The following is a 26,817-nucleotide window of genomic DNA, read 5'->3' on the forward strand; positions in this document are numbered from 1 at the left end:
CCGGGACCGGGACCGGGGCCGGGGCCGGACCGGGACCGGGACCGGGATCGGGACCGGGATCGGGACCGGCTCAGATGATGCCGAACAGGATTCCGGATCCGAGCACCACGAGTGAGGTGAGGGCGGCCCACTTGACCACGAACTTGGTGTGGTCGCCGAAGTCGACCCTGGCCATACCGACCAGCACGTACACGGCCGGGACCAGCGGGCTCGACATGTGCAGCGGCTGGCCCACGAGGGAGGCGCGGGCGATCTCCAGCGGCGAGACGCCGTGCGCGGCACCGGCCTCGGCGAGGACCGGCAGGACACCGAAGTAGAAGCCGTCGTTGGACATGAAGTAGGTGAGCGGCAGGCTCAGGGCGCCGGTGACGATGGCCATGTGCGGGCCCATGCCGTCGGGGATGCCGTCGACGAGCCACTTCGCCATGGAGTCGACCATGCCTGTGCCCTGGAGGACGCCGGTGAAGACGGCGGCGGCGAAGACCATGCCCGAGACGTTGAGGACGTTGTCGGCGTGCGCGGCGAGACGCTCACGCTGGTCCGGGATGTTCGGGAAGTTGACCGTCAGGGCGAGCGCCGCGGCGAGCAGGAACAGGACCGGGATCGGCAGCAGCTCCATGATCATGGCGGTGAGCAGGACCGCCGTGAGCAGCGCGTTGAACCAGTACAGCTTGGGGCGCAGGGTCGCGCGGTTCGGGTCCAGACCCTGGAGGCGTACGTCGTCCACGTCGTCCACGCCGTCCACGTCATCCACGCCGTCCACGTCGGGTTCACCGCCGGACTCGGCCGGGGCGTTGGTGCCGGTGCCGGTGCCTGAGCCGCCCGTGGTCTTGGCGAAACGCACCTTGCCGTCACCCGAGCCGCCGGCTGTACCGGCACCGGCTCCGGCACCGACCAGCACCGTCTCGGTCCCGGCTCCTTGCTGCTCCTTCTCCGTCTCCGTCTCCGTCCTCGTCTCCGTCCTCGTCTCCGTCTCCGTCTCCGTCTCCAGAACGTCGGCCAGGCTCAGCACGCCGAGGCGCTTGCGCTCGCGCAGGCCGAGGACGTACGAGAGGGCGATGACGGCGACCAGGCCGACGGCGAGCGCCGGGATCATCGGGACGAAGATGTCGCCGGCGTCGAGCTTGAGCGCGGTGGCGGCGCGGGCCGTCGGACCGCCCCAGGGCAGGGTGTTCATCACGCCGTTGGCGGTGGCGGCGACACCGGTCATCACCACGAGGCTCATCTTGAGGCGCTTGTACAGCGGATACATCGCCGAGACCGTGATCATGAAGGTGGTCGAGCCGTCGCCGTCCAGCGAGACGATCGCGGCGAGCAGGGCCGTACCGACGACGATGCGCATCGGGTCGGCCTTGCAGAACTTGAGGATGCCCCGGACGACCGGATCGAAGAGGCCGACGTCGATCATGACGCCGAAGTACACGATGGCGAACATCAGCATCGCGGCGGTGGGCGCGAGGGTGCCCACCCCTTCGATGACGTAGTCGCCGAGGTGGGCGCCTTTTCCGACGAACACACAGAAGAGTGCCGGGATCAGCACCAGCGCCGCGATCGGCGACATCTTCTTCATCATGATCAGGACCAGGAAGGTCGCGATCATGGTGAAGCCGAGGATGGTCAGCATGAGTGGATACCTAACGTTCGCCCTTGAACTCCCACCAGGGACGGCGGTTCGAGTGACGTTAGGTCGGGCCGACAAGTCTTAACAAGATGTTGACACGAGAGCAATAAGCGCAAAACTCCTGGTCACAGCCGTTCGCAGTCGTTCGCAGTCGTTCACGGCATTGTGCCTGCCGGCGCGACATCGATGGGTACGCCGTTGAGGACCGCGGTGCCCGACAGCGGGTCGAGCAGGCTGCCGTCCAGGAGCTGGTTGACGTTGACGCCGGGGTCCGCGGTGGCGTGGTGCAGCCGGGTGCCGGGCCGGTCGTGTCCCCAGCCGTGCGGCAGGCTCACGACGCCGCGTCGCACGGAGTCGGTGACCTCGGCGGGGGCGACGACCTCTCCCCCGGCGCCCTTCACGCGTACGGGTGCCCCGTCGCCGACGCCGAGGCGTTCGGCGTCGTCGGGGTGGATGTGCAGGGTGCAGCGGTTGGTGCCGCCGGTGAGGGCGGGGATGTTGTGCATCCAGCTGTTGTTGGACCGTAGATGGCGGCGGCCGACCAGGACGAGGCCGTCGGGACGCTGCCGGAGGGCGTCCCTGAGCCGCGGGAGGTCGTCGGCGAGCGGCTGGGGAAGCAGTTCGACGAGGCCGCTGCGGGTCTTGAGGGGGCCCGGCAGGCGGGACCGGAGCGGCCCGAGGTCGATGCCGTGGGGCGCGGCCAGCAACGTCTCCAGGTTCAGGCCGTCGGGGCGGGCGCCGAATCCGTCGCCGTACGGGCCCAGGCGCAGCATCATGTCGAGGCGGCGCTCGGGGCCGGTGTCACCGGTGAGGGCGGCGGCGAGTTCGAGGGGGTCGCGGCCGTGCACCGGGGAGTGCGGTTCCTTGACGGCCTTGCCGAGGGTCTGGTCGATGACCAGGGTGTCCACGGCGGAAGGGTCGGCGCCGTGCATGCCGGTCGCGGCGAGGACGAGCCGGGCGAGGATCTCCGTCTCGGCCATCCTGCCGGGTTCCAGCGGAACGGCGGCCCTGGTGTAACGGACCTGATTGCGTACGGCGAGGGTGTTGAAGGCGAAGTCGTGGTGCGGGCTCTGCGAGGGCGGGGGCGGTGGCAGCACGACGTGGGCGTGGCGCGAGGTCTCGTTCAGGTACGGGTCGACGCTGACCATGAAGTCGAGCGAGTCGAGGGCCTTGTCGAGGCGGTCGCCGTCGGGGGCGGAGAGGACGGGGTTGGCGGCGATGACGACGAGGGCGCGGATCGGTTCGCCCTCGGCGGTCACGCGGTTGGCCGCGGTATCGGCCGCGGTGACGGTCGCGGTGACGGTCGCGGTATCGGCCGCGGTATCGGCCTCGGTATCGGCCGCGGTATCGGTCGCGGTGTCGATCTCCTCGGCGAGCGCGGCGAGCGGCAGTTCGCCCTTGGCTTCCGGGTGGCGGCTGACGCGGCTGTGCCAGCGGCCGAGTGCGAAGCCGCGGCCGGGTCCCGCGGGGCGGGGCGTGCGGTCGGTGGCTGCTTGCGGGAAGAGGGCGCCGCCGGGCCGGTCGAGGTTGCCGGTGAGGATGTTGAGGACGTCGACCAGCCAGCTGGCGAGGGTGCCGTGCGGGACGGTGCAGCTGCCGATGCGGCCGTATACGGCGGCGGTGGGCGCGGCGGCGAGTTCACGGGCGAGCGCCCGGATCGTATCGGCGTCGACGTCGCATGCCTCGGCGGCGGCCTCGGGGGTGAAGTCGCGTACGGCGTCGCGGAGTCCGTCGAGCCCCTGGACCAGCTCGGTCAGCTCACCGAGGTCGGTGAGCTGCTCGTCGAAGAGGACGTACGCCATGGCCGCGAGGAGCAGGGCGTCGGTGCCGGGGCGGACGGCGACGTGCCGGTCGGCGAGCTTGGCGGTGCGGGTGCGGCGGGGGTCGATGACCGTGAGGGTGCCGCCGCGCGCCTTGAGGGCCTTGAGTTTGCCGGGGAAGTCGGGTGCGGTGCACAGACTCCCGTTGGACTCCAGGGGGTTGGCGCCGATCAGCAGCAGGTGGTCGGTGTGGTCGAGATCGGGTACGGGGATCGCGTTGGCGTCGCCGTAGAGGAGACCGCTGGAGACGTGCTTGGGCATCTGGTCGACGGTGGACGCGGTGAAGACGCTGCGCGTGCCGAGCCCTGAGAGCAGGGCGGCCGGGTAGAGGGCGCCTGCCATGGTGTGCACGTTCGGGTTGCCGAGGACGACTCCGACGGAGTGCGGCCCGTACCGCTCGACGACCGGTCGCAGTCCGGCGGCGACGGCGTCGAAGGCCTCCTGCCAGGTGGCTTCGCGCAGCTCGCCGTCCTTGCGCACGAGTGGGGTGCGCAGGCGGTCCGGGTCACCGTCGGCGGCCCCGAACGACGCCCCCTTCGGACAGATGAACCCCTGGCTGAACACATCGTCACGGTCCCCGCGCGCGCTCGTCACCCGGGTCCCCTCGATGGTGAGCGTCAGCCCGCAGGTGGCCTCGCAGAGCGGGCAGATGCGCAGGGCTGTGCGGGAGTCGGCGGTGGTGGACACGGGTCCTCCCGAAGGAAATGGCGACAACGGTGGCGCTCTGACCGGGCCGAGCATACCGACCGGTATGGACGGTGGGGAGGGGGTGCGGGGGTCGGGTCGTAAATCCGCGAGCGGGTGAGTGGGGCGGGCTCGGCCCGGGTTCGGGGTCCGGGGTCCGGGTCCGGGTCCAGGGTCCGGGTCCGGGTCCGGGTCCAGGGTCCGGGGTCCGGGGTCCGGGGTCCGGGGTCCGGGTCCGGGGTCCGGGGTCCGAGGTCCGGGGTCCGGAGTTCAGGTCCCTGGGCCGGGGTCCGGAGTTCAGGTCCGGGGTCCGGAGTTCGGCTGCGGGCTGCGGGCTGCGGGCTGCGGGCTGCGGGCTGCGGGCTGCGGGCTGCGGGCTGCGGGCTGCGGGCTGCGGGCTGCGGGCTGCGGATGTTCGCGTATCCCGGAGTCGGGGGGGCGGGTTGGCGGGAGGAGCGCGCGTCGTACCGATCGGTGGATGCGCGGATGCGCGGATGCGCGGATCGGCAGTACAGCAGCGCAGCACAGCTCATCCCGGCCCCGCCGCACAGCGGATCAGTCGAGCGAGCGCGAGAGATACGCCCGGAGCAGCTCTCGTGTCTCGTCTATGACCCGCTCGTCGCCCGCCGGGTCGAGGCGGAAGGCCAGCTGAACGAGGGTGTCGGCGGCCTCGACGGCGATGAGGAAGGTACGCCGGAGGTCCTCGTCGGGGGCGCGGTCGAGATACACGGAGAGCATGTCGGTCAGCCGGTCGGCGACGCGGGTGTTGGGCTCGGCGTCGCGGGTGCCGACGGGTATCTGGTTGCCGAAGTCGACGAGGGAGAAGCCGGGTGCGGTGCGCTTCATCGCGAGGTACTCGTCGAGAACCGCGTCCATGGCCACCCGCCAGCCCGCTCCGCGGCCGGTTCCCTGGAGTCGGTGGGTGACACGGTCGGTATAGATGTCCAGGTTGCGCTGGGCGAGCGCGTCGACCATGGCCCGCTTGTTGCCGAAGAACCGGTAGACGGACCCTATGGGCACTCCGGCGCGCAGGGCGACCGCGCGGGTGCTCAGGGCGTCGTAGCCGACCTCGTCCAGGAGGTCGGCGCAGGCGTCGAGAATACGGGTGAGTCGTTCGGCGCTACGGCGCTGGACGGGCGCGCGGCGCAGCGAGGTCGCATGGGGCACGGGCTTCATGATGCCTTTCCGCCGGGGTCCGGTGAACCGTGCCCTTGGGTACGAAGTCGGTGCCCGTACCACTCATCCAACGACGCGTGCGGCTTGCCACGGGCACGCTGGGCTGGGGCGGCGCGGCGTACGGCGCTGGTCGCGGGGCGTGCGCCGCCGGTCGCGGAGGCCGCAAGCCACACGCCAGCACCCACATCAGCCACAGGTTGTCCCCCACCGCCCGGTGGAGGCGCCGGTCCTGCCCCGCATGAGGCGTGTGGCGCTGATCGCGGGCCCCTGGGCCGTGCGCCGCCGTCCACGGAGACCGCAAGCCGCGTCGCCCGGTGAAGTCGCAGGCGGTGCGCCGACGCCGGGGCGGCAGAGGCCGCGGGCCGCGTTGCCGCCCGCGAAGGCCGCAAGCTGTCCGCCACCACTCACGGTGACCTCCGGGGCGCGCCCAGCCGCAACGCGAGTACCGCACGTCGTGCCCCCACCGCCCGCAGACGGTGCAGGTCAGGCACCGCCTGCGGGCGGAAGCAGAAGGCCCGGGGTCGCCGGCCAGGACTGCCGGAGCGGAAAGAGCGGCGGACCATCGGCCGGGGCGGACAGCAGCGCCGGGACACTTGGCGAGACTGCCGACAGCGACGAGCCTGTTGCCCGCGCGGTCAGGAGTATCGGACCGCCCGCCGGGGCCCCGGCAGCGGACCCTCGACAGAAGGCGCCACGGACAGTGCGGCGCCTGGCGGCGGGGCCGGGGGATGTGCGTCACCCGCCGGGACAGCCAGGGCCGCCTCACCCACCGGGAACGCTATCGACAACGCGCCCCCGCCCTTTGTAGCCCAGCCACCCGTCGAGGCCGTCGATGGTGCCGATGGTGCCGATGGTGCCGAGGCCATCGATGGTGCCGAACCGTTGGTCGTCGTGGTCGCGGACGGTGGCCCGCCCGTCGTCGGCCGGGTGTCCGGTGTGGGCCCCGGGTCGGACACCGTGATGTCGGCCGTGCCGGCGACGGGCTTTCCGTCGACGGCCCACACCGTGTCGTCGTCGGCGTGCAGGCGCACCGTCACCCGATGGGTGCCGCGCGGGACGACGTCGCCCGCGAGGTGGTGGTCCGGGCCCCGGAGCAGGGACAGGGGACGGTCGTCCAGCCGGAGCAGCGCGTAACCGCGGCCCGGTTCGGCCTTCTTCTCCGTGCCGGCCGGCGAGAAGCGGAAGTCGCGGACGGTCAGCCGGACGTCCCAGCCGTCGTCGGCACTGTCGGCGTCGTCGGCGTCCCCGTCCACGGCGGGCTGTATCTCGATCTCGACCTCGGGTGCGCTCTTCTTGTCGATCTCACGGTAGTGCCGCCCCTCCTCGTCCGTGTCCTTCAGCACCTTGCCCACCGGTGACGGTCTGGCTTCGTCGCCCTCGCGCGCGCCGTCGGACCCGCAACCCGTCGCTCCGACGAGCAGAGCACCGAACAGGGCACAGACCGCGAGCGCGGTGAGGAATGCGCGCGTCCACGACATGCCGGGAGATTAGAGCACCGCTCCGACAGCCGGATCCCCCTTGAGTCGGGTTCTTGGGTTAAGCCGGGTCCTTGGGTTAAGCCGGGTCCTTGGGTTAAGTCGGGTCCTTGGGCTGAGCCGGGTCCTTGGGCCGAGCCGGGCCCTTGGGCACCACTCTTGGCCACCTCGGCGGCACTGGCGCGATAACGCCTCCTCCCGCCGACCCCGGCCCCCTCCCCCTTGCGCACCGATTCACCGAATCCTACGGTGATGCATAGGAATCAGAACGAGGGAGCGAGACCACATGAGCGGGGACGCGCGCAACGGCGCATCGGCACTGCGGAAGACCGCCGAGGCGCTGACGTATCTCTCCGGGTTCGGCAACGAACACAGTTCGGAGGCGGTCCCGGGCGCACTCCCGCACGGCCGCAACTCACCGCAGCGGGTCCCGCTCGGGCTGTACGCGGAACAGCTGAGCGGGTCGGCGTTCACCGAGCCGCGGGCGCACAACCGCCGCTCGTGGCTCTACCGGATCCGCCCGTCGGCCGCGCACCCCGCGTTCACCCGCACCGACAACGGCACCCTGCGCTCGGCCCCCTTCACCGAGTCGGTGCCGGACCCGAACCGGCTGCGCTGGAACCCCCTGCCGGAGCCGGCGCCGGGCACCGACTTCCTGGCGGGCCTGTGGACCCTCGGCGGCAACGGCGACGTCACGCGGCGCACCGGCATGGCCGTGCACCTGTATCACGCCAACTCCTCGATGCGGCGGGTGTTCAGCGACGCCGACGGCGAGCTGCTGATCGTGCCCGAGCACGGCGGGCTGCTGCTGCGCACCGAGTTCGGGCTGCTGCATGTGGAGCCGGGACATGTGGCGCTGATTCCCCGTGGGGTGCGCTTCCGTGTGGAGCTGCTGGGCGACGTGTCCGACGACGGGCCGGACCCTGCGGCCGGCCCGACCGCCCGGGGGTACGTGTGCGAGAACTACGGGGCGCCCTTCCAGCTCCCCGACCTCGGCCCGATCGGCGCCAACGGTCTCGCCAACCCGCGGGACTTCCGCGCACCGGTCGCCGCGTACGAGGACGAAGGGGGCGAAGGGGGCGAAGGGGATGCCGGGCGCGGAGGGCACGTGGCGGGGCCCGTGGCGGGACCCGTGGAAGTGGTCAACAAGTTCTGCGGCAACCTCTGGACGGCGACATACGACCACTCGCCGCTCGATGTCGTCGCCTGGCACGGCAACCATGTGCCGTACACCTACGATCTGCGCCTTTTCAATGTGATCGGCACCATCAGCTACGACCATCCCGACCCTTCGATCTTCACCGTGCTGACGTCGCCGTCCGACACTCCGGGCCTCGCCGGGGTCGACTTCGTGGTCTTCGCGCCGCGCTGGCTCGTGGGTGAGGACACCTTCCGGCCGCCCTACTTCCACCGGAACGTGATGAGCGAGTACATGGGGCTCATCGAAGGCGCGTACGACGCGAAGGCGGAGGGTTTCGTGCCGGGCGGCGGTTCGCTGCACAACATGATGTCCGCGCACGGCCCCGACCGGGAGACCTTCGAGCGGGCCAGCGCCGCCGAGCTGCGACCGCAGAAGGTCGACGACGGTCTGGCCTTCATGTTCGAGACCCGCTGGCCGATCACCGCCACCGCGCAGGCCGCTCGCGCCGGGCATCTGCAGACGGCGTACGACGACGTGTGGCGCGGGTTTCAGCGGCACTTCCGGCCGGGCGACCGGCCGTGAGAGTGCTGGGGGCCCCGGGCCCCTCCGCGGCCACCCGTTGCACCGAACGCCCGCGACCGGTACGGATACCCTCGTGACCTCCTTCGCGCCGGACTCGATCGTCCTGAACCGCAAGCTGCCGCTCTGGTATCAGGTGTCGCAGTCCCTGCGCGCCTCGATACTCGGGCGGTCCACGCAGGATCCGCTGCGCCTGCCCACCGAGGAACAGTTGGCGGAGCACTACGGGGTGAGCGTGCTGACCATGCGGCAGGCGCTCAAGGAGCTGGAGGACGAGGGGCTCATCACGCGGCACCGCAGACGCGGCACATTCATCGAGCCGAGCGCCCTGCGGGGCGCGCCGGTCCGCCTCCTCGGCTCGGTGGACGCCATCGTGGCCCAGCAGTCGGGCATGACGACGGAGCTCCTCGACCACGGCAGCGAGCCCGTGTCCGGTGAACTCTCCGCGTACTTCCCGGATCTGGCGGAGGTGGCCACGTACCACCGGCTGCGCAGCGACGAGAAGACCGGTGAGCCGACCAACCACGCACGCAACTACGTCCGGCCGGAACTGGCGGCCCTGTTCGACCCGGAGGATCTGGTCCGCTGGCCCATGACGAAGGTCCTGCGGGATGTCGCGGGGGCGCGGATCGGCCAGATCACCGACACCGTCGAGGCGCGGCTCGCCGACCCGGAGACCGCCCGGCTGCTCCAGGTCCCGCTGCTGAGCCCGATCCTGCACTACACGGGCGTCGTGCACGGCGCGGACGGCCGGGCGCTGGACGTGGTCCGCATCCACTACCGGGGCGACCGTTTCTCGTTCACGGTCACCCTCGACGCCCACTGACCGTGCGGGACCCAATCGCCCGCCACGGGCCACGTCGTACGATTCCGAACGTGACCCACGACGACGCTCCGCTGCTCGCGGACCTCATGCCGTGGTCCGTCGCACCTCCCCGGCTGGGCCGGGCGTGGCCGGCGGCGCCCGACGCGGCGTCCCTGAGGGCACGGTGGGACGCCCTGGTGAAGGCCGAGGGGCCCGACCGCGAGGCGTTGTTCGGCGCCACCCGCTCGCGGACCCTGCACTCGGCCGTGGGGCAACTGCCCGGCCAGTCCTCCGGTACGGGCCGGCTGGTGCGCGCCTCGGGCCCCTGCGCGGAACCGGTCCGGGTCCAGACCGGCCCGTTCGACGAGCAGTGGCTGATCCCGGACCACCGGCTGATCGACGCGGCGCGTCCTGAGCTGTGGCGGGTGGCCGACGAGCACCAGGTGTTCGCGGTCGAGCAGCCGCCCTCGCCCGACGGACCGGCGCTCCTCGTCGCGTCGGTGCTGCCGATGGTCCCGCCGCAGCCGAGGACCCCCGGGGCGAGGGCGGCCCCAGTCGCCCGCCCCGGCCTCGTTCACCCCCTGTACCGACGCCCCGGTGGCCTCGAACCGAACCTGGCACCGGGCCTGCTGGACCTCCTGGCCGAGCGGCTCGGCCATCCCCCCGCCCCGCTCGACGTCCTCGCCTGGGCGGTCGCGGTCGCCGGCCGGGGACCGGGCGGGGTGGCCGTCCCCCTCACCGCCGATCCCGAACTGTGGGCGCGAGGTACTGAGTTGGGCCACCGCATGCTGTGGCTGATGCGCCGCGACGGCGAGCGCCCCAAGCTCCCCGGCGGACGCCGCCCGTACGTACGGGCCCCGCTCCCGCCCTTCCCGGTCGAACCGCGCTACGAACGCGAGGAGGAGACCCTCCACCTCGACGAGGGCCGCATCTCCCCCGTCCCGCCCACGGCCTGGGACTTCGAGGTCGGCGGCGTCCGCGTCCTGGACCAGTGGTTCGGCAGCCGGATCACCCGCCCCGGGCCCGGCACGCTGGAGGCCGTCCGCCCCACGACCTGGCCCCAGACCTGGACCTCCGACCTCCTGGAACTGGTGACGATCCTGACCCTGCTCGCCGAACTGCGCGCAAAGCGAGCGGAGTTGCCACTACGGACAACACCCATCACCGCAACAGACCTACACAAGGCAGGCATACTCCCCCCACCCCCCACCACCCGCACCCCAGCCTCGGTCCTGACCCACCAGGAGGAGGGCCCAGAGGGCCAACGCACCCTACTCTGACCACCCACCTCCCCCCCCGGGGGGCACGAAGAACGGCGCAGCCTTCCGCCGTCCGGGGACGCGGGCAACGGCGCGATCTCTATAGGGGCGCTGGGAACGGCGCAGTCTTTCAGCGGTCACCACGGCCCCGCGGGACCTGTTCGGCAACGCGCCCGTGCCGACCGACGGCGCCTGGCCGGTGACGCACCCCGTCGCGGGCTCGCCGGCCTGGTGCGCCGTCCTCATCGCGGTGTTCATGCCGCTCGCCGTCCGCCAGTACGCGAACGGCGGACGCTGACCGTTCACCCCGCCCCTCAGCCCACGCATGACAAAGCCGCCGCCCGCGGGTCATGATCCCCCGCATGGAGCCGCAACCCCTGCCCCAACCCCAACCCCAGCCTCCGCCCCTGCCCCTGCCCCAGCCCCAGCCTCTGCCTCTGCCCCTGCCCCTGGAGGGCATCACCGTCGTCGCCGTCGAGCAGGCCGTCGCCGCGCCCTTCGCCACCCGGCAGCTCGCCGATCTGGGGGCGCGGGTGATCAAGGTCGAGCGCCTCGACGGCGGCGACTTCGCACGCGGCTACGACACCGCGGCCGCCGGGCTCGCCTCGCACTTCGTGTGGTGCAACCGCGGCAAGGAGTCCGTCGCCCTCGACCTGAAGGACCCGCGCGGCCTCGACGTGGTGCGCCGTCTGGTGGCCGGCGCCGACGTCTTCGTGCAGAACCTCGCGCAGGGCGCCGCCGCACGGCTCGGCCTCGACGCGGCCACCCTGTGCGCCGCGCACCCGCGGCTGATCGCCGTGGACATCTCGGGCTACGGGCCCTCGGGGCCCTACGCCGGCAAACGCGCGTACGACATGCTCGTGCAGTGCGAGGCGGGTCTTGTGTCCGTGACCGGGACGGCCGGGCAGCCGGTCAAGGCGGGCATTCCGGCGGCCGACATCGCGGCGGCGATGTACGCGTTCTCGGGGGTGCTCGCGGCACTGGTGCGGCGCGGGACGACCGGGCGCGGCGGGCCGGTGGAGGTGGCGATGCTGGACGCGCTGGCCGAGTGGATGGGGCATCCCCTGCACCATGCGATGCACGGAGGCACTCCCCCGGCGCGCACCGGACTCGCGCACGCCGTCATCGCCCCGTACGACGGCTATCCGACGGGTGATCGCGGGAGGGTGCTGTTGTCGGTGCAGAACGACCGGGAGTGGCGCCGCCTCGCCGAACAGGTGCTGGAGCGTCCGGAGCTGGCCCACGATCCGGCGTACGCGACGAACGCGGCCCGGGTCGAGAACCGGGACCGCACCGACGAGCTGGTCGCCACGGCGCTGGCGGCGCTCACCGCGGAGGAGGCGGTGGCGCGTCTTGAGGCGGCCGGGATCGCCTGCGCGCTGCTGAGGGACGTGTCGGAAGTGGCGGAGCATCCGCAGCTGGCGGCCAGGGACCGGTGGCGGGATGTTCAGTCGCCGGTCGGGCCGCTGCGAGCTCTTCTGCCGCCGATCACGCTGCCGGGCGGGGTCACGGCGAGGATGGGGCCCGTACCCGCACTCGGGGAACACACCGAGGCGGTGCTGCGTGCCGTGGGGATGACGGACGATGAGATCGCAGCACTGCGCCGGGACGGTGTGTCCGCCTGAGCGCGGGTCGGGGTTCTGCTGGTCCTGCTGGTCCTGCTGATTCCGCTGTTCCTACTGATTCTGGTTCCGCTGGTCCTGCTCGGTTTCGGCCGCCTCTCAGCGACCGGGGTCGCCTGTCAGCGACCGCCGAACAGGGAACGGCGCAGCCGGCGCAGCGGTGCGAAGAGCGAGACCCGCCTCACTCGCGCACTCCTGCCGGTGCGGTCGTGCGCGGTGTCACGTGCGGTCAGTTCACGCATCAGGGACGTCGCCTCGGCCGCCTCGCGCTGAGGGATGGCAGGGCCACCCATCACCGAAAGATGGCGGTCGAGGCGCGAACTGGTCGCGCTGCTCCCACACGTGATCGCAGGGACTCGCGCCCTGCCACGCACTGTTATCTGTTCCATGTCACTCCCCACCCATACGAGGGCACCCGGCCCGGGCAGGTTAACCCTATCGCTCCCTCATCACACTCGTGTATCCCGGGCACGGGATTCACCTACCCGGTAAGGGGGTTGACGATTACTCTCCGAATCCGAGCGATTCCAGGGCGAGTTGGACAACCGGTGCGGTGGTGGGCTGCCGGGAGCCCCCGGACGGCTCGACGGTGACAGCGAGTGAGGTCGCGTCCGTGTCCAGTCCGGTGGCGATCAAGGGCGTGTCGCCGTCGAGGAGCCCCAGAGAGCGCGGTTTCCCCTCCGGTCGCATGAGCCACAACTGGTGGACTCTCTTGTTCGTGGGTGTCCCGAGGCCGGCCGAGGTGACGACGGCGGTGTGCTGCGAGGCGGACGCGACGACTCCGATGCCCTGACCGTTCGCGTCCCGGCCGGTGCCCGACCGCGCGTCCGGCGCCGCGAGAACGTGGGCGATCTCACGTGCCTGCGCCTTCTGTTCGGCGAGTTGGTCCTGTGTTCGGGACGCCTGCATGCCGAAGAGCGCGGCGACGACGAGAGCGGCGGCGGCCGTGGTGGAGGCCAGCGGGATGAGGAAGGCCGAGAAGGGTGAGCGGCGGGCGCGGGAGGGCGGCCGTTCCACGCGCGCGCGTGCCGGGGTTTCCGCGGGCGCCGGCTCCTGAGGGGTCGTGCGGATGGCCGTCAGGACCCGGTCGCGCATCGCGGCGGGGGCCGGGGCGGCGGTGGACCAGGCGAGACGGACCGCGTCCTCGCGCAGGGCGCGCACTTCGGCGGCGCAGCTGTCGCAGCGCCTCAGGTGCTTCTCGAATCGCTTGTGCTCATGGGGTTCCAGGGCGTCGAGGGCGTACGGGGCGGCCAGCGAGTGCAGTTCGCCTCGGCGGAAGACGCTGCTCATGCGACACCTCCGAGGCAGTCGCGCAGCCGCGTGAGCCCGTCGCGCATGCGGGTCTTGACCGTGCCGAGCGGCAGGGAGAGCCGTTCGGCCACTTCACGGTAGGTGTACCCGTCGTAGTAGGCGAGGGTGACGGACTGCCGTTGCAGGGCGGTGAGCCGGTCCAGGCAGCGGCGTACCCATTCCCGTTCGAGGCCGGCCTCGACCTCCTCGGCGACATGGTCGAAGGCGGGGCCGTTCGCCCGCCGGGCCATGCGCAGTTCGCGTTCCGTGGCGGAGCGGGCGCTGCGGACCCGGTCGACCGCCCTGCGGTGCGCGAGGGTGAGGACCCAGGCGAGCGCGGTGCCGCGGCCGGGGTCGTAGCGCGCGGCGGACCGCCAGAGTTCGAGAAGCACCTCCTGCGCCACCTCCTCGGACTGGGCCGGATCCCGCACCACGCGGCGCACCAGCCCGAAGACCGGCCCGGACACCAGGGCGTACAGATCCTCGAAGGCCTTCTGGTCGCCTCCGGCCACGAGCACCAGAAGTTCGTCCGCCTCCACCCGTTTCCCCCTTCGCCGGTCTGAACGGCTCGTCCCGTCCTCACGTATTCGGCGCAGGAACGCCGTCGGATGGGGTTACGGATCAACCGCTCGAAAACGCGGGTGGATCCCGAACCAATCCTTCTTCCCCCCGGCTCCGAATGGCGTGCATCAGGCATCACCCACCGACGCGGTACGAGCGTGGGAGCGGACCGGTCGACAGGTCGCTCCCGCCACATCACCGCCGGAACACAGCTTTGGGACAGAGGACGGACGGCATGACACCTTTCACCAGCGGGTTCGTGGGACGCAGGAGCCTCGCGACCCTTGTCTGCGGTGCGCTGGCCACCGGCGGGCTCGCGGCCGTCGGCGTGACCGCGCTCGAACCGGGGGCGGCGAGCGCCTCAAGTCACCGGGAGGCTCCGCTCATCTCGGGGCAGCCGCAGTACGACAACACGGACGTGTACGCGTTCGCGAGCCCCGACAAACCGGATACGACGACCATCATCGCCAACTGGATCCCGTTCGAGGAGCCGGCCGGCGGACCGAACTTCTTCCCGTTCGCGGAGGACGCGCAGTACGACCTGCACATCGACAACAACGGTGACGCGCAGGGCGAACTGGTCTTCCGCTACACGTTCGAGACGCACGTCAAGAACGACAAGACCTTCCTGTACAACACCGGCCCGGTCGAGAGCCTCGACGACCCGGACCTCAACATCACGCAGACGTACGACATAGACCTGCTGCAGCTCAAGGACCAGCACCTGGTCAAGAAGACGAAGTACGCGGACGACGTGGATGTCGCGCCGTCGAACGTCGGCAAGGCGTCCATGCCGGACTACGCCAAGCTCCGTTCCCAGGCCGTGCACGAACTGCCGGGCGGGGCGACCACGTTCGCCGGCCAGGCGGACGACCCGTTCTTCCTCGATCTGCGGGTCTTCGACCTGCTGTACGGCGGGAACCTGTCCGAGGTCGGCAACGACACCCTCAAGGGTTACAACGTCAACTCCGTCGCCCTCCAGCTCCCGAACGACGTGATCCAGGAGTCGGCCGAACAGCCGATCGTGGGCATCTGGTCGACGACGCAGCGCAAGAACGCGAGCGGTCACTACCGGCAGGTCTCGCGTCTCGGCATGCCGCTGGTGAACGAGGTCGTCAACCCGATCAAGGACAAGGACAAGTTCAACGCGTCCGCGCCCTGGAACGACGGTGACTTCCTGAAGAACGTCACCGAGCCCGAGCTGCCGAAGCTCATCGAGGCGATCTACAAGATCGAGGCGCCCGACGAGCCCCGCAACGACCTGGTCGACGTGTTCCTGAAGGGCGTCGAGGGCCTCAACCAGCCGCCGAACGTACGCCCTTCGGAGATGCTGCGTCTCAACACCTCCACCGAGCCGGCCGCCGAGGAGAAGCGTCTCGGTGTCCTGGACGGCGACAACGCGGGCTTCCCGAACGGCCGCCGCCTCGGCGACGACGTGCTGGACATCGCGCTGCAGGTCGTCGAGGGCGAACTGGTCGGCGCCAAGAACGACCTGGGCGACGCGGTCGACAAGAACGACGTGAAGTTCGAGAAGGCGTTCCCGTACGTCGGTCAGCCGACCTCGGGTTCGCGCGGACCGCTGGCCAAGGGCACGACCGGCACCAACGACGTGCGCAACCAGCTCGGTGACGCGCTGCAGCCCGCCGGCACGACCGGCACGGGCGGTATGGACGACACCACGCTGATCACCGTCTCGGCGGCCTCGGGCGCGGCCGGCTTCCTGCTCGTCGGCACGGGTCTGCTCTGGTGGCGCGGCCGCCGTCGGGCCTACTGATCCGCGCCTGACCGGCAGCTGATCCACACCCCTGGCCGGCGCGGTCCGTGCGTAACCGTCCCCCACGGCGCGCGGGCCGCGCCACCCACCGCATCCACCGCATCCACCGCATTCATTCAGTACGAGAACCACTTTTCCCGCATGGCGATTGAGGAGAGCGCAATGTCCCCGCGGAGCAACGACGACGCGCAGGAGAGGAACCTCGTCGACGAGGCTGCCGCCCCGGCCGAGACGGCCACGCCGGCCGAAGCGGCAGGGGCGGCCGAGACGGCAGGGGCGGCCGAGACGGCAGGGGCGGCCGAGACGGCAGGGACCGTTGGGACGGCAGGGACAGCCGGGACCGATCTGCCCGTGCCCGGGGAGCGCCGGGGATCCGCGCGGTCCCGGGTGCCGCGGCTCGCGGCCTGCGCCGTCGCTCTCGCCGTCGCGATGACCGCGGGGGCCGTGGTGCTGGGCGACAGGGCCGGCGACGACACGGGCACGGTGTCGTCCGCGCCCGGCCTCGACCCCGAACTGCTGGCGGGCGGCAGCCTGGCTTCGGGCATCTCCGCACTGCAGTCCCATCTCAAGGCGCAGCCCAAGGACTCCGGCGGGTGGGCCACGCTGGGCATGGCCTATGTCGAGCAGGCCCGTACCAACGGCGACCCGTCCCGCTATCCGCAGGCGCAGCGCGCGCTGGAGCGGTCGCTGAAGCTGACCCCCGACAACGATCCGGCGCTGGCGGGCCGGGCGGCGCTGGCCGCGGCCCGGCACGAGTTCCCCGAGGCGCTGGCCTACGCGGAGAAGGCACTGGACGAGAACGCCTTCAACGAGCGCGCGTTGTCGGTGCGCATCGACGCCCTGGTCGAACTGGGCCGCTACAAGGAGGCGGCGAAGGCCGCCGACGAGGCCGACTCCCGCCGCCCGGGCGTTCCGGTCTTCACCCGGTACGCCTATGTGCGTGAGCTGCGCGGCGACATCGCGACGGCACGCCGCGTCCTGAAGCAGGCGCTGTCCGGTGCCACCGCGCCCGGGGACATCGCGTACGTGGCGGGTTCGCTGGGCCAGCTCTCCTGGCGCGAGGGCGAGTACGCGGCGGCGCTGAAGTACTACGAGCGGGCTCTGCGGGCCGACGGGACCTATCTGCCGGCGCTGGAAGGACGGGCCCGCGCGCAGGCCGCGAACGGTGACCGGGCAGCCGCCATCCGCGGGATGGAGGAGGTCGTGGCGCGCTTCCCGCTGCCAGGACCCCTGGTCGTGCTCGGCGAGCTGTACGAGGCACGCGACGGCGAACAGGACCCTGCGAAGGCCCGCGACCAGTACGCGCTGGTCGACGCCTGGACCTCGCTGGCCCGCGCCCACGGCGTCAACGCCGATCTGGACACCGCCCTCGCGGCGGCGGACCACGGCGACCCCAAGGCCGCCCTGCGCGCCGCCCGTGCCGAGTGGGAGCGCCGGCACACCGTGCACACCGCGGACGCGCTCGCCTGGGCCCTGCACGTCAACGGCCGTGACGACGAGGCCCTGTCCTACGCCCGGCGCGCCACGGCGACCGGCTACCGCGACGCCACGTTCCTCTACCACCGCGGCATGATCGAACGCGCCACGGGCCATGAGAAGGAGGCCCGTGCCGGCCTGTCGTCGGCCCTCGCACTCAACCCGGGCTTCTCGCCGGTGGGCGCGAAGCAGGCCAAGAAGGCGCTGACCGCCCTGGGCGGTGCGCGGTGAGCACCTTCACCCTGCGCGGACTCCGCTCCCGCCTCGCCCAGAACCGGCGGACGTCCGTGCGCCGCCGCGCGTACGGGTCCTGCGTGGCCGTGCTCATGGCCGCCTGCGCGCTCGTGCTGATCCCCTCCGGGACGGCCTCGGCGCACCCGCTGGGAAACTTCACCGTCAACCGGTACGACGGTCTCGTCGTCGCGCCCGGAAAGCTGCGGGTCCTGCACGTGGAGGACCTGGCGGAGATCCCTGCGACGCAGGCACAGCCCGCCATCGACAAGGCGGGTAAGGGGAGTTGGGCGCGGGAGCGGTGCGAGACGGCGGCCGGGAAGAGCCGGGTGACCGTGGGCGGGCAGCCCGTCGCGCTGACCGCCGGCGAGAGCCGTGCCCGGGTACGGCCCGGACAGGCCGGCCTCAAGACACTCCGGGTGGAGTGCCGTTGGACGGCTCCGCTGCCCGACGGGAACCTGGCGCTGCGCTTCCGCGCCTCCGTGGACGACGGGCCGGGCTGGCGCGAGGTCACGGCACGCGGCGACCGGACGACGCTCACCTCCTCCGACGTACCCGAGAAGTCCGTATCGGGTGAACTGAGCGAGTATCCCGCGAAGTTGCTGTCGTCCCCGGCTGACACGGCGTCCGCCTCGCTGCGGGTGCGCCCCGGGGGTCCCGCGCTCGTCGAGGAGAACGCCGACGCGCCCGCCTCCTCCGTGCTGCCGCGCGGCGCCGACCGCTTCACCCGCGCGCTGGACGACCTGGTCTCCCGCCACGACCTGACCGCGGGCTTCGCCGCGCTCGCCCTGGGCATCGCCGTGCTGCTCGGCGCGCTGCACGCGCTGGCTCCGGGACACGGCAAGACCATCATGGCCGCCACGGCCGCCGCCCGCGGCAACGCCACGATGCGTGACGTGCTGCCGCTCGCCGCCTCCGTGACCGTCACCCACACACTCGGCGTGGTCGCCCTGGGCGTCCTGGTCACCGCCGGTTCGGCGGCGACGCCCTCGGTGATCGCCTGGCTGGGCGTGACGAGCGGCGTCATCGTCACGGTGGCCGGCGCGACCCTCGTACGACGGGCCTGGCAGCAGCGCGGACACGGGCACGGCCACTCCCACTCGCACAGCCACGGCCCCGGTCCTGCGCACAGCCACGGGGACGAGCACGCACACGGGCACGGGCATGCACACGGGCATGAGCACGGGCATGCGCACCCCCACCCGCACACTCACTCGCACGCCCCTGCTCTCAAGGTCAAGGACACGCTTCTTCTCGGCTTCGCGGGAGGTCTCGTCCCCAGCCCCTCCGCCGTCGTCGTGCTCGTCGGCGCGGCGGCGCTCGGCAAGGCCTGGTTCGGGCTGCTGCTCGTCCTGGCGTACGGAGTCGGGCTCGCGCTCACCCTCACGGCGGCCGGGTTCGCCGTGGTGAAGGTCGGCAGCAGGGTCGCGAAGGCCATCGAGAACGGTGCCCGCTGGTCGGGCGGGAAGACCGCGGCGCTGGTCCGGCGGGCCACACCTCTCGGATCCGCGTTCGTCGTGGTGGCCCTTGGGGCCGGTTTGGTGTTCAAGGGGGCTGCAACCGCACTCGGTTGAGCTACTTTGTTCAGAATCGTGCGGATGCGAATGGGGGACGACCGTGTCCGAAGAGCCAAGCAGTGAACGCGTGATCGCGGGCCGCTACCGTCTTCTCTCGCCGCTGGGCGAGGGCGGGATGGGGACGGTGTGGCGGGCCCGCGACGAGGTGCTGCACCGCGAGGTCGCCGTCAAGGAGGTACGGGCCCCGGGCGGGCTGCCGGGCCCCGACGCCGAGCGGATGTACGCGCGTCTGGAGCGTGAGGCGTGGGCCGCGGCCCGGATCTCGAACCGCAACGTGGTGACGGTCTACGACGTGGCGACGGAGGACGGCCGCCCGTGGATCGTGATGGAGCTGATCCGCGGGATCGCGCTGTCCGACGCGCTGGACGCCGAGGGCCCGATGTCCCCGCAGCGCGCCGCCCACATCGGCGCGGAGGTGCTCGCCGCGCTGCGGGCCGCGCACGGGGCGGGGGTCCTGCACCGCGACGTGAAGCCCGGCAACGTGCTGCTGTCGAACGACGGCCGTGTCGTGCTCACCGACTTCGGCATCGCCACGGTCGAGGGCAGTTCGGCGCTCACGATGACCGGCGAGGTGATCGGCTCGCCCGAGTTCCTCGCCCCGGAAAGGGCGCTCGGGCGTACGCCGGGACCCGAGTCCGACCTGTGGTCGCTCGGTGTGCTTCTGTACGCGGCAGTCGAGGGCAACTCGCCGTTCCGTCAGAACACCCCGCTCAGCACTCTGCGCGCGGTCGTCGACGAGGAGTTGCCGCCACCGCTCCGGGCGGGTCCGCTCGCTCCGGTCATCGAGGGGCTGCTGCGCAAGGACCCGGCTGAGCGGGTGTCGGCCGAGGACGCCGAGCGGGATCTCCGGCTCGTCTCGGCCGGCGGCACACCGCGTACGGGCACCGTCCCCTACTCGCCGACGGTGGCGGCGTTCCCCCAGCCGGACCAGCGGGACGCGACCGGGCCGGCCCCGGTCCCGGCGTACTCGCCCGCCTCCCCCGACTCGCGGCGGACTCCGACCGCCACGACGACGACCTCGCGGCCCGCTCGCCCGCGGCGCGCCATGATCGTGATGATCGCGGGCCTGGCCGCTCTCGCCCTGGCCATCGCGGGCCTGAGCTACGCGCTGATCAACCGCGACGACGGAGGCGACGGGGGGAACGGAGCCAACGGCTCGAACGGCGGGACCACCAGCGGCGGTTCGACGGGCGGGGACGACAGCGGCGGGACCGACGGGAGCGGCACCGACGGCGGCTCGACGACGGAGAACTCCGGTACGAGCGGGTCGAACGACGGCTCGACCACGGGCGGCGGGGGTACGACGCCCGCGCCCACCCAGTCCGTGAAGGTGACGGTCTCGGGCTCGCACACCGACTACACCGGCGCCTGCCCGCCGCCCGAGGCGGGGGCTCCGACCTTCACGGCGACGTTCACCGTGGGCGTCGTACCGGTCGATGTGCAGTACCGCTGGGTGACGGAGACCGGCGAGGTGTCCGACCCGGGCTGGAAGACCCTCTCGTTCCCGCAGGGCGGCGGGAAGACCAAGCAGAACACGGTCGTCCTGACGACGTACGACACGTCCGGGACGCTCACGAACAAGATCGGTGTGGAGGTCCGCAGCCCGCGGCAGACGAAGTCGAACCAGGTGCCCTTCTCGGTCACCTGCGAGACGGAGGCCCCGACGGGCGGGACCTCCGACTCCGGTTCTCCCCAGGCACTGGCCCCGAACGGGGCGCTCAGGGCGCGGGGTTGATCAGGCCGCGGTGGTGATCAGGCTGCTGCGACGTTGGTCAGGGTGCGGCGTCGGTCAGGCCGCGGCGGTGAAGACGGGCAGGTAGCCGCCCGACTGGCCGGGGGCGGTCGGGTGGTAGGACTCGCCGATGTTCAACCAGTTGACGCTGTGCAGCCAGGCGCTGCCGGAGCAGATCTCGTGGTTGGTGAAGGTGGGGCGTACGTCGCCGAACGTGAAGCCGTGGTCGGCGGCGCGCTTGGCGATGGCGCTGTCCAGGTAGTCGGCGGCGCCGTTGATGGCGGCCCGTTCCGTCTCGGAGAGACCGGCCAGGCAGCTGCCGCTCAGCTTGTAGAAGCGGGGGTAGCCCAGGACGACCACCTGGGCCGCCGGAGCCTTGGCGCTGATCGCCGAGTAGACCGAGTCGAGCTTGCCGGGGAGTGTCGAGTCGACGTACGCCTTCGCCGTGTTGACGCGGGCGACGCAGGCACTGTCGGACTGCAGGACGCAGGTCGTCATGACGTCGGAGAAACCGGCGTCGTTGCCGCCGACGGAGATCGAGACGAGGCCGGTGCCGGAGTTGAGCGGGCTCAGCTGGTTCGCCAGAACATCACCCGTACGAGCGCCCGAGCAAGCCGTGAAGTCGAAGGACGAGGGTGAGTGCGCGGCCGCCCAGAGGTAGGGGTAGGCCTTCGTGCTGCGCTTGCAGTCGCCGCTGGAGCTGATGTAGCCGCCCGCGCCGACGCCGGAGGAGTAGGAGTCGCCGAGGGCCACATAGCCCGTGGCGGCGGCTTGTTGGGACGCCTGGGCCGTCGCTGCCCCGGTGAGGGCGAAGGCGGCGGCGAGGAGAAGTGAAGTCACGTATGCCGTAAGTCGGAAACGTCTCATGGAACCTCCCTATAGCAGGTTCTCTGCCGTGACTTTGGTACCAGCCACGCGTGGCGGCAGGAAGTGCTCATGCCAAGACTTTCCTGGACAGGCAGGTAGTTCTTCCTGGCGTTCACCGCACGTTCGATTGCGCGCTCATGACAGACATGTGACATACCCCCAACTCCCTTGAGCTACGCCCGTAGATCGATCACGCTGATGTCTCAACCGGTAGCGGAACGCGACGCTCCTGGCTGTGCGCGCAATCACGTGCGCACCCCCCACAGACGCGCGCCCCATCCCAGGCGCGCGCCGCCTATGAGGAGGAACCCTCGTAATGGCACAACTGCGTAGCAAGAAGATCCGGATCGCCGCGGCGACCTCCGTCGTGACCGCCGCCCTGCTGGGCGCCGTCACCGCGCTCCCCGCCCAGGCCGCGCCGGCCGAGGGCCGGGTCCTGGCGGCGGACTCCCCCACCGCCGTCAAGGACAGCTACATCGTCACGCTCAAGAAGGGCGCCGGCTTCAAGGCCTCGTCGGCCCAGGGCAAGAGCCTCATCAAGGAGTACGGCGGCACCGTCGCGAAGACGTTCGGCGCCGCGCTGAACGGCTACTCGGCGAACCTCTCCGCGGCTGAGGCCCGCAGACTCGCCACCGACCCGTCGGTGGCCGCGGTCGAGCAGAACCAGACCGTGCGTGCGAGCGACACCACCCAGTCCAACGCCCCCTGGGGCCTGGACCGCTCCGACCAGGCGTCGCTGCCGCTCTCCGGCACGTACACCTACCCGGACTCGGCGGGCACCGGCGTGACGGCGTACGTCATCGACACCGGCGTGCGCATCACGCACTCCCAGATCAGCGGGCGGGCCGCCTACGGGTACGACGCCGTGGACGGCGACACCGTCGCCTCGGACGGCAACGGTCACGGCACGCACGTCGCCACGACCATCGCGGGCTCGACCTACGGCATCGCCAAGAAGGCGAAGATCGTGGCGGTCCGCGTGCTCGACAACGCCGGTTCCGGCACCACGGCGGGCGTCATCGCCGGCATCAACTGGGTGACCGCGAACCACAGCGGTCCCTCGGTGGCCAACCTGTCGCTCGGCGGCGGCGCGTCCTCCACGCTGGACACCGCGGTGTCCAACTCCATCGCGAGCGGGGTGACCTACGCGGTCGCGGCGGGCAACAGCAGTGCCAACGCCTCCTCGTACTCGCCGGCGCGGGTGGCCGCGGCGATCACGGTCGGCGCCACGACCAGCACGGACGCGAAGGCCAGCTACTCCAACTACGGCTCGGTGCTGGACATCTTCGCTCCCGGCTCGTCGATCACTGCGGGCTGGAACACCAGTGACACCGCGACGAGCACGATCTCCGGTACGTCGATGGCCACGCCGCATGTCGCGGGCGCGGCGGCGGTGTATCTGGCCGGGCACACCTCGGCCACCCCTGCCCAGGTCTCGACGGCCCTGGTGAACGGCGCGACCACCGGCAAGGTCACGTCCCCCGGCACGGGTTCCCCCAACCGCCTCCTGAAGATAGTCCCGTAACCCCTCCCACCACAGGCAGCTCCCTGTCCCCCATCCCGGGGGGGGCGGGGAGCTGCGCAGTCTTTTGTCTTTGTCTTCAGGGGCGCGGGGAACGGCGCAGTCTTTGTCTTCAGGGGCGCGGGGAACGGCGCAGTCTTTGTCTTCAGCGGCGCGGGCAACGGCGCGGCCACCCCCGCCGGCCCGCAGCCGCCACAGGACTTGACCGCGCGCGTCGACGGCGGAACAGCTTCCGGACCATCCGCTCGTGGACACCCGTGGACACCCGTGGACGCCGGCGGACGCAACGCGGAAACCGGATGCACGGGGCGTCCGTGTGACGGATCATGTCGGCATGTCTGCCAACCCGCACGACGCTCTGCCGATCCGGCTCAACGTCGACGACAGCGACTCACCGTCGGACGTCGTCGACGCGCTGTTCCTCGGCCGCTTCGCGACGGGCGAGCAGCCGCACTCCCACTCGGCGAACATCGACCGCGTACGGTCCGGGGTCACCCTCGTGCCGCCCGGCGCCCGGGTGTTGCGTTCCGCCCGCGACGACGACCGCAGCGCGACGCTCGCGGAGGGCGACGGCTGGACGCTGCTCGTGTCGCGCTGGAACCGCGGTGCCGACGTGACGGTCACCGCGACCAGCGAGGAGCTCGCCGAGAAGGTCCTCGGCCAGGCCACGGACGGCGCGGCCGACGAGCCCGAACCGCAGCCGGAGAACGTGACCATGGGGTTCTGGTACGTGTCACCGCGGCGCGGCCCGCACCGCACGACCCGGCAGATCTCGGCGGGTACGTGGGAAGAGGTGCGCGGCAACTACACGGCGCCGGTGGCGGACGCCATGGACGGCCTGATGAAGACCACCCCCGAGGACATCGCGGGCCGGCTGCTGTTGCTGCACGGTCCGCCGGGCACGGGCAAGACCTCGGCGCTGCGTACGCTGGCGCGCTCGTGGCGGGACTGGTGCCAGGTGGACTGCGTCCTGGACCCGGAACGGCTGTTCTCCGACGTCGGTTATCTGATGGACATCGCCATCGGCGAGGAGGACGGCTCGGGGAAGGGGCGCTGGCGGCTGCTCCTCCTTGAGGACTGCGACGAACTGATCCGCGGCGAGGCCAAGCACACGGCGGGTCAGGCGCTCTCGCGGCTGCTGAACCTCACGGACGGACTGCTGGGCCAGGGCCGCAACGTCCTCGTGGGTGTCACGACCAACGAGGACCTGGAGCGCCTGCACCCCGCGGTGGTCCGCCCCGGCCGTTGCCTCGCGCGCATCGAGATCGGCCCGCTGACCCGCCGGGAGTCCACGGCATGGCTCGGCACGGAGGAGGGCCTGGGCCGCGACGGCGCGACCCTGGCCGAGCTGTACGCCCTGCGCCGGGGTACCACTCCCACCTCGGTCCCCGGCCAACGAGGCGACACGGAGGCGGGCTTGTACCTGTAACCCCCGACCACCTGTACGGGCGCGGCCCAACTCCCCGCCGCGACGGCGAGCAACCACCGCGGCGCACCCCGGCGGTCCCCTATCCGCCCCCGCCCGAACTGTGCGAACCCCCGGCCACCGCCCCGCCCCCGCCCCCGGCGGCCGGGCGCGAGAGTCGGGCACGAAGGGCGGGCACGAAGGGCGGGCACGGGGGCCGACGCCGCCGCGCCCCACCGTCAGCCGGATCCTCCGTAAGCCGCGCGCAGCGCATCCCGTGCCGCGTCGAGGGCGGCGGCCTCGGACAGCCCGAGCCGCCGTACGCGCTCGGCGTAGGCCTGTGCGGCCGACGCGGCTTCCCGGTCGGCCGCCGAGCCCGCGGCGGCGACAACCGTGCCGTTGCGCCCCCGCGTCTCGATGACCCCGTCCGACTCAAGCGCCCGGTAGGCCTTGGCGACCGTGTTGGCGGCGAGACCGAGCTCCTCGGCCAACCCCCGTACGGTCGGCAGCCGGTACCCCACCGGCAGCGCCCCGGCCCGCGCCTGCTCGGAGATCTGGGCGCGCACCTGCTCGTAGGGCGCAATCCCCGTACCGTCATCGATGTCGATCTTCAACGTCACCCGTTGATTGTCCCGCACCGGCCGGAAAATGAGAGGCGGCCTGCCGCACCCCGCGCGTAGCGTGCGATTCCATGACTGTGATCGTCCGCGACCTCCGCACCGAGGATGCCGAGGACGCCGAAGGCTTCTCGCACATCCGGCGTCTGGCACTCCCCTACATGCTCTCCACCCCGGAGTCCGTCCTCCACGACGTCACACACGCCCACCCCGACGCGCGTTTCCGGCCGTTGGTCGCCGAGGAGGACGGCGAACTCATCGGCACGGCCAACACGGGCGTCGTGTACGACAGCCCGCAACCGGGCCAGGGTTATCTGAACGTGTACGTGCACCCGGAGCGCCGGGGCCGCGGCGCCGGCTCGCTGCTCGTACGGACCGCCGAGGAACATCTCGCGCAGGTGTCCGCGAAGAAGCTCTTCGCCTGGGTCCTCGACGAGCCGGCGAACCGGTCCTTCGCCGAGCGGCGCGGCTATCGCGCGAGCCGCTCCGCGCACTTCCTCCGTCTCGACCTGGCGAACAGCCCTCTGCCGCCGCGCCGTCAGCCGCCCGTGGGTGTGGAGCTGCGCACGGCGGCGGACTTCGCCGACGACCCGCGCCCCCTCTTCGGCCTGGACGCGGAGACGCTCGCGGACGAACCGAGCGACATCGCCCACGAGTTCACCGACTACGAGGCGTGGCTGAGGGAGACCTGGCACCACCCGCTCCTCAGCCACGAGCTGACCTCCGTAGCGGTCGTCGACGGCCGGCCCGCCGCGTTCAGCGCCGCCCGCACCGACGGCGGCACCCGCTACGGCACGGTGATGACCGGCACGGCCCGCGCCCACCGCGGACGCGGCCTCGCCAAGCTCGCCAAGGCCGACTCCCTGCACCGCGCCCGCGCCGCCGGCTATACCTCGGCGTTCACGGGCAACGACTCGGGCAACGCCCCGATGCTCGCGATCAACAAGTGGTTCGGTTACGAGATCTGCGCCACGGAGGTACAGCATGTCCGCGAACCCGGCTGATCCCTCCCCCCGGTCCGCCGCGCCGGAGACGGTGGACGCCACCCCAGTCGCCCCGGACACCGTGGACATCGTCCTGGTCAAGGCGGGCCGTACGAAGATCCGGTATCCGGCCGACCTGCTCCACGACGACGGGACGCACGTCGTCGTCCGCGCCGCCTGGGCGGGGGCCGGCGTCCGCGACTTCGGCTTCGTGCGCTTCGAGCCGGGCGACGTCTTCACGGAGCACTACTGGCGCGACCGCTGGTACGCGGTGAAGGAGGTCCGGAACGCCGAGGGCGCGCTCAAGGGCTGGTACTGCGACATCGCGCGCCCGGCCGGCGTCACCCCGGGCGAGGTGGTCTGCGAGGATCTCGACCTGGACCTGTGGCGCTCCGCCGACGGCGGGACCGTACTGCGGCTGGACGAGGACGAGTTCGCGGCGAGCGGACTGGAGACCTCCGATCCACGGGCCGCGTCCGCCGCGCGGGCCGCCCTGGACGAACTCGAACTCCGCGCCCGCGAAGGCGGCTTCGAAGCACTGCTGACCTAGCCACTGCCACCCCGTTCCCCTCACCGCACAGCGCCCCCTCACCGCACAGC

The 26,817-nt window shown here is 71.8% G+C and carries 20 protein-coding genes and 2 pseudogenes; 13 read left to right on the forward strand and 9 right to left on the reverse strand.

The genetic code is table 11. From position 1 onward, the window contains the following. Positions 1-70: 70 nt before the first annotated feature. From ACIOKD_RS11585 to ACIOKD_RS11600, 4 genes and pseudogenes are all read right to left on the reverse strand, one after another. Positions 71-1,624, reverse strand: coding sequence for a CitMHS family transporter (locus ACIOKD_RS11585; RefSeq protein ID WP_402081468.1), 1,554 nt, complete (start codon positions 1,622-1,624; stop codon positions 71-73). 152 nt (positions 1,625-1,776) lie between these two features. Further along, the gene (locus tag ACIOKD_RS11590) at positions 1,777-4,128 is read right to left on the reverse strand and encodes a molybdopterin oxidoreductase family protein (RefSeq protein ID WP_402081470.1); all 2,352 of its coding nucleotides are present in this window, start codon (positions 4,126-4,128) and stop codon (positions 1,777-1,779) included. Positions 4,129-4,680: 552 nt separating this feature from the next. Next, positions 4,681-5,301: a TetR family transcriptional regulator gene (locus ACIOKD_RS11595; protein ID WP_402081473.1), complete on the reverse strand. Its 621-nt coding sequence runs from the start codon at positions 5,299-5,301 to the stop codon at positions 4,681-4,683. A 914-nt stretch (positions 5,302-6,215) separates the two neighbouring features. After that, a pseudogene (locus tag ACIOKD_RS11600) lies at positions 6,216-6,779 on the reverse strand (nuclear transport factor 2 family protein); the annotation flags it as partial. Between the two features lie 283 nt (positions 6,780-7,062). Here ACIOKD_RS11600 and hmgA point away from each other — a divergent pair. The 5 genes and pseudogenes from hmgA (at position 7,063) to ACIOKD_RS11625 (ending at position 12,185) form a co-directional block, all read left to right on the forward strand. Then, positions 7,063-8,499, forward strand: a complete 1,437-nt coding sequence (hmgA, locus tag ACIOKD_RS11605; RefSeq protein ID WP_402081476.1) for a homogentisate 1,2-dioxygenase — start codon at positions 7,063-7,065, stop codon at positions 8,497-8,499. Between the two features lie 73 nt (positions 8,500-8,572). Then, entirely contained in the window at positions 8,573-9,322 is a 750-nt protein-coding gene (locus ACIOKD_RS11610; RefSeq protein WP_402081478.1) for a GntR family transcriptional regulator, read from the forward strand. A 41-nt stretch (positions 9,323-9,363) separates the two neighbouring features. After that, positions 9,364-10,581, forward strand: a complete 1,218-nt coding sequence (locus ACIOKD_RS11615) for a type ISP restriction/modification enzyme (RefSeq protein WP_402081738.1) — start codon at positions 9,364-9,366, stop codon at positions 10,579-10,581. Positions 10,582-10,675: 94 nt separating this feature from the next. After that, positions 10,676-10,858: pseudogene (locus ACIOKD_RS11620) on the forward strand (ABC transporter permease); the annotation flags it as partial. A 64-nt stretch (positions 10,859-10,922) separates the two neighbouring features. Further along, entirely contained in the window at positions 10,923-12,185 is a 1,263-nt protein-coding gene (locus ACIOKD_RS11625) for a CaiB/BaiF CoA transferase family protein (RefSeq protein WP_402081480.1), read from the forward strand. A 116-nt stretch (positions 12,186-12,301) separates the two neighbouring features. Here the strand turns inward: ACIOKD_RS11625 and ACIOKD_RS11630 are convergent, their stop codons facing one another. The 3 genes from ACIOKD_RS11630 to ACIOKD_RS11640 form a co-directional block, all read right to left on the reverse strand. Further along, positions 12,302-12,571, reverse strand: a complete 270-nt coding sequence (locus ACIOKD_RS11630; RefSeq protein WP_107021126.1) for a hypothetical protein — start codon at positions 12,569-12,571, stop codon at positions 12,302-12,304. A 115-nt stretch (positions 12,572-12,686) separates the two neighbouring features. Next, the gene (locus ACIOKD_RS11635; RefSeq protein ID WP_402081484.1) at positions 12,687-13,472 is read right to left on the reverse strand and encodes an anti-sigma factor domain-containing protein; all 786 of its coding nucleotides are present in this window, start codon (positions 13,470-13,472) and stop codon (positions 12,687-12,689) included. After that, positions 13,469-14,059, reverse strand: a complete 591-nt coding sequence (locus ACIOKD_RS11640; protein ID WP_210890244.1) for a sigma-70 family RNA polymerase sigma factor — start codon at positions 14,057-14,059, stop codon at positions 13,469-13,471. The genes ACIOKD_RS11635 and ACIOKD_RS11640 overlap by 4 nt, the downstream gene beginning before the upstream one ends. Positions 14,060-14,268: 209 nt before the next feature. Between ACIOKD_RS11640 and ACIOKD_RS11645 the strand changes: the two genes are divergently transcribed. The 4 genes from ACIOKD_RS11645 to ACIOKD_RS11660 all read left to right on the forward strand — a co-directional run bounded on the left by ACIOKD_RS11645 (position 14,269) and on the right by ACIOKD_RS11660 (position 20,826). Then, entirely contained in the window at positions 14,269-15,807 is a 1,539-nt protein-coding gene (locus tag ACIOKD_RS11645; protein WP_402081487.1) for a DUF4331 domain-containing protein, read from the forward strand. 162 nt (positions 15,808-15,969) lie between these two features. Beyond that, entirely contained in the window at positions 15,970-17,514 is a 1,545-nt protein-coding gene (locus ACIOKD_RS11650; protein ID WP_402081490.1) for a tetratricopeptide repeat protein, read from the forward strand. Positions 17,515-17,609: 95 nt separating this feature from the next. Then, a complete protein-coding gene (locus tag ACIOKD_RS11655) occupies positions 17,610-19,088 on the forward strand; it encodes a nickel transporter (protein WP_402081741.1) in 1,479 nt (492 codons plus the stop codon). A 43-nt stretch (positions 19,089-19,131) separates the two neighbouring features. Next, the gene (locus tag ACIOKD_RS11660) at positions 19,132-20,826 is read left to right on the forward strand and encodes a serine/threonine-protein kinase (RefSeq protein WP_402081492.1); all 1,695 of its coding nucleotides are present in this window, start codon (positions 19,132-19,134) and stop codon (positions 20,824-20,826) included. Positions 20,827-20,880: 54 nt separating this feature from the next. On the opposite strand, the gene ACIOKD_RS11665 is transcribed toward ACIOKD_RS11660, so the two are convergent. Then, complete coding sequence (locus ACIOKD_RS11665) at positions 20,881-21,690, reverse strand: SGNH/GDSL hydrolase family protein (protein ID WP_402081495.1); 810 nt, start codon at positions 21,688-21,690, stop codon at positions 20,881-20,883. Positions 21,691-22,006: 316 nt separating this feature from the next. Between ACIOKD_RS11665 and ACIOKD_RS11670 the strand changes: the two genes are divergently transcribed. Both ACIOKD_RS11670 and ACIOKD_RS11675 read left to right on the forward strand, forming a co-directional pair. Then, a complete protein-coding gene (locus ACIOKD_RS11670) occupies positions 22,007-23,215 on the forward strand; it encodes a S8 family peptidase (protein WP_402081497.1) in 1,209 nt (402 codons plus the stop codon). A gap of 331 nt (positions 23,216-23,546) precedes the next feature. After that, positions 23,547-24,641: a DUF5925 domain-containing protein gene (locus ACIOKD_RS11675; RefSeq protein ID WP_402081500.1), complete on the forward strand. Its 1,095-nt coding sequence runs from the start codon at positions 23,547-23,549 to the stop codon at positions 24,639-24,641. 215 nt (positions 24,642-24,856) lie between these two features. On the opposite strand, the gene ACIOKD_RS11680 is transcribed toward ACIOKD_RS11675, so the two are convergent. Continuing rightward, positions 24,857-25,237: a GntR family transcriptional regulator gene (locus ACIOKD_RS11680; RefSeq protein WP_402081503.1), complete on the reverse strand. Its 381-nt coding sequence runs from the start codon at positions 25,235-25,237 to the stop codon at positions 24,857-24,859. A 71-nt stretch (positions 25,238-25,308) separates the two neighbouring features. On the opposite strand from ACIOKD_RS11680, the gene ACIOKD_RS11685 reads away from it, so the two are divergent. Together ACIOKD_RS11685 and ACIOKD_RS11690 are read left to right on the forward strand one after the other, a co-directional pair. Next, positions 25,309-26,238 carry a GNAT family N-acetyltransferase gene (locus tag ACIOKD_RS11685; protein ID WP_402081506.1) on the forward strand — a complete coding sequence of 310 codons (930 nt, stop codon included), beginning with the start codon at positions 25,309-25,311 and terminating at the stop codon, positions 26,236-26,238. Continuing rightward, positions 26,219-26,767, forward strand: coding sequence for a DUF402 domain-containing protein (locus ACIOKD_RS11690; protein ID WP_402081509.1), 549 nt, complete (start codon positions 26,219-26,221; stop codon positions 26,765-26,767). The genes ACIOKD_RS11685 and ACIOKD_RS11690 overlap by 20 nt, the downstream gene beginning before the upstream one ends. Positions 26,768-26,817 lie beyond the last annotated feature (50 nt).

Source organism: Streptomyces sp. NPDC087844 (assembly GCF_044742785.1).
Classification (GTDB): Bacteria; Actinomycetota; Actinomycetes; order Streptomycetales; family Streptomycetaceae; genus Streptomyces.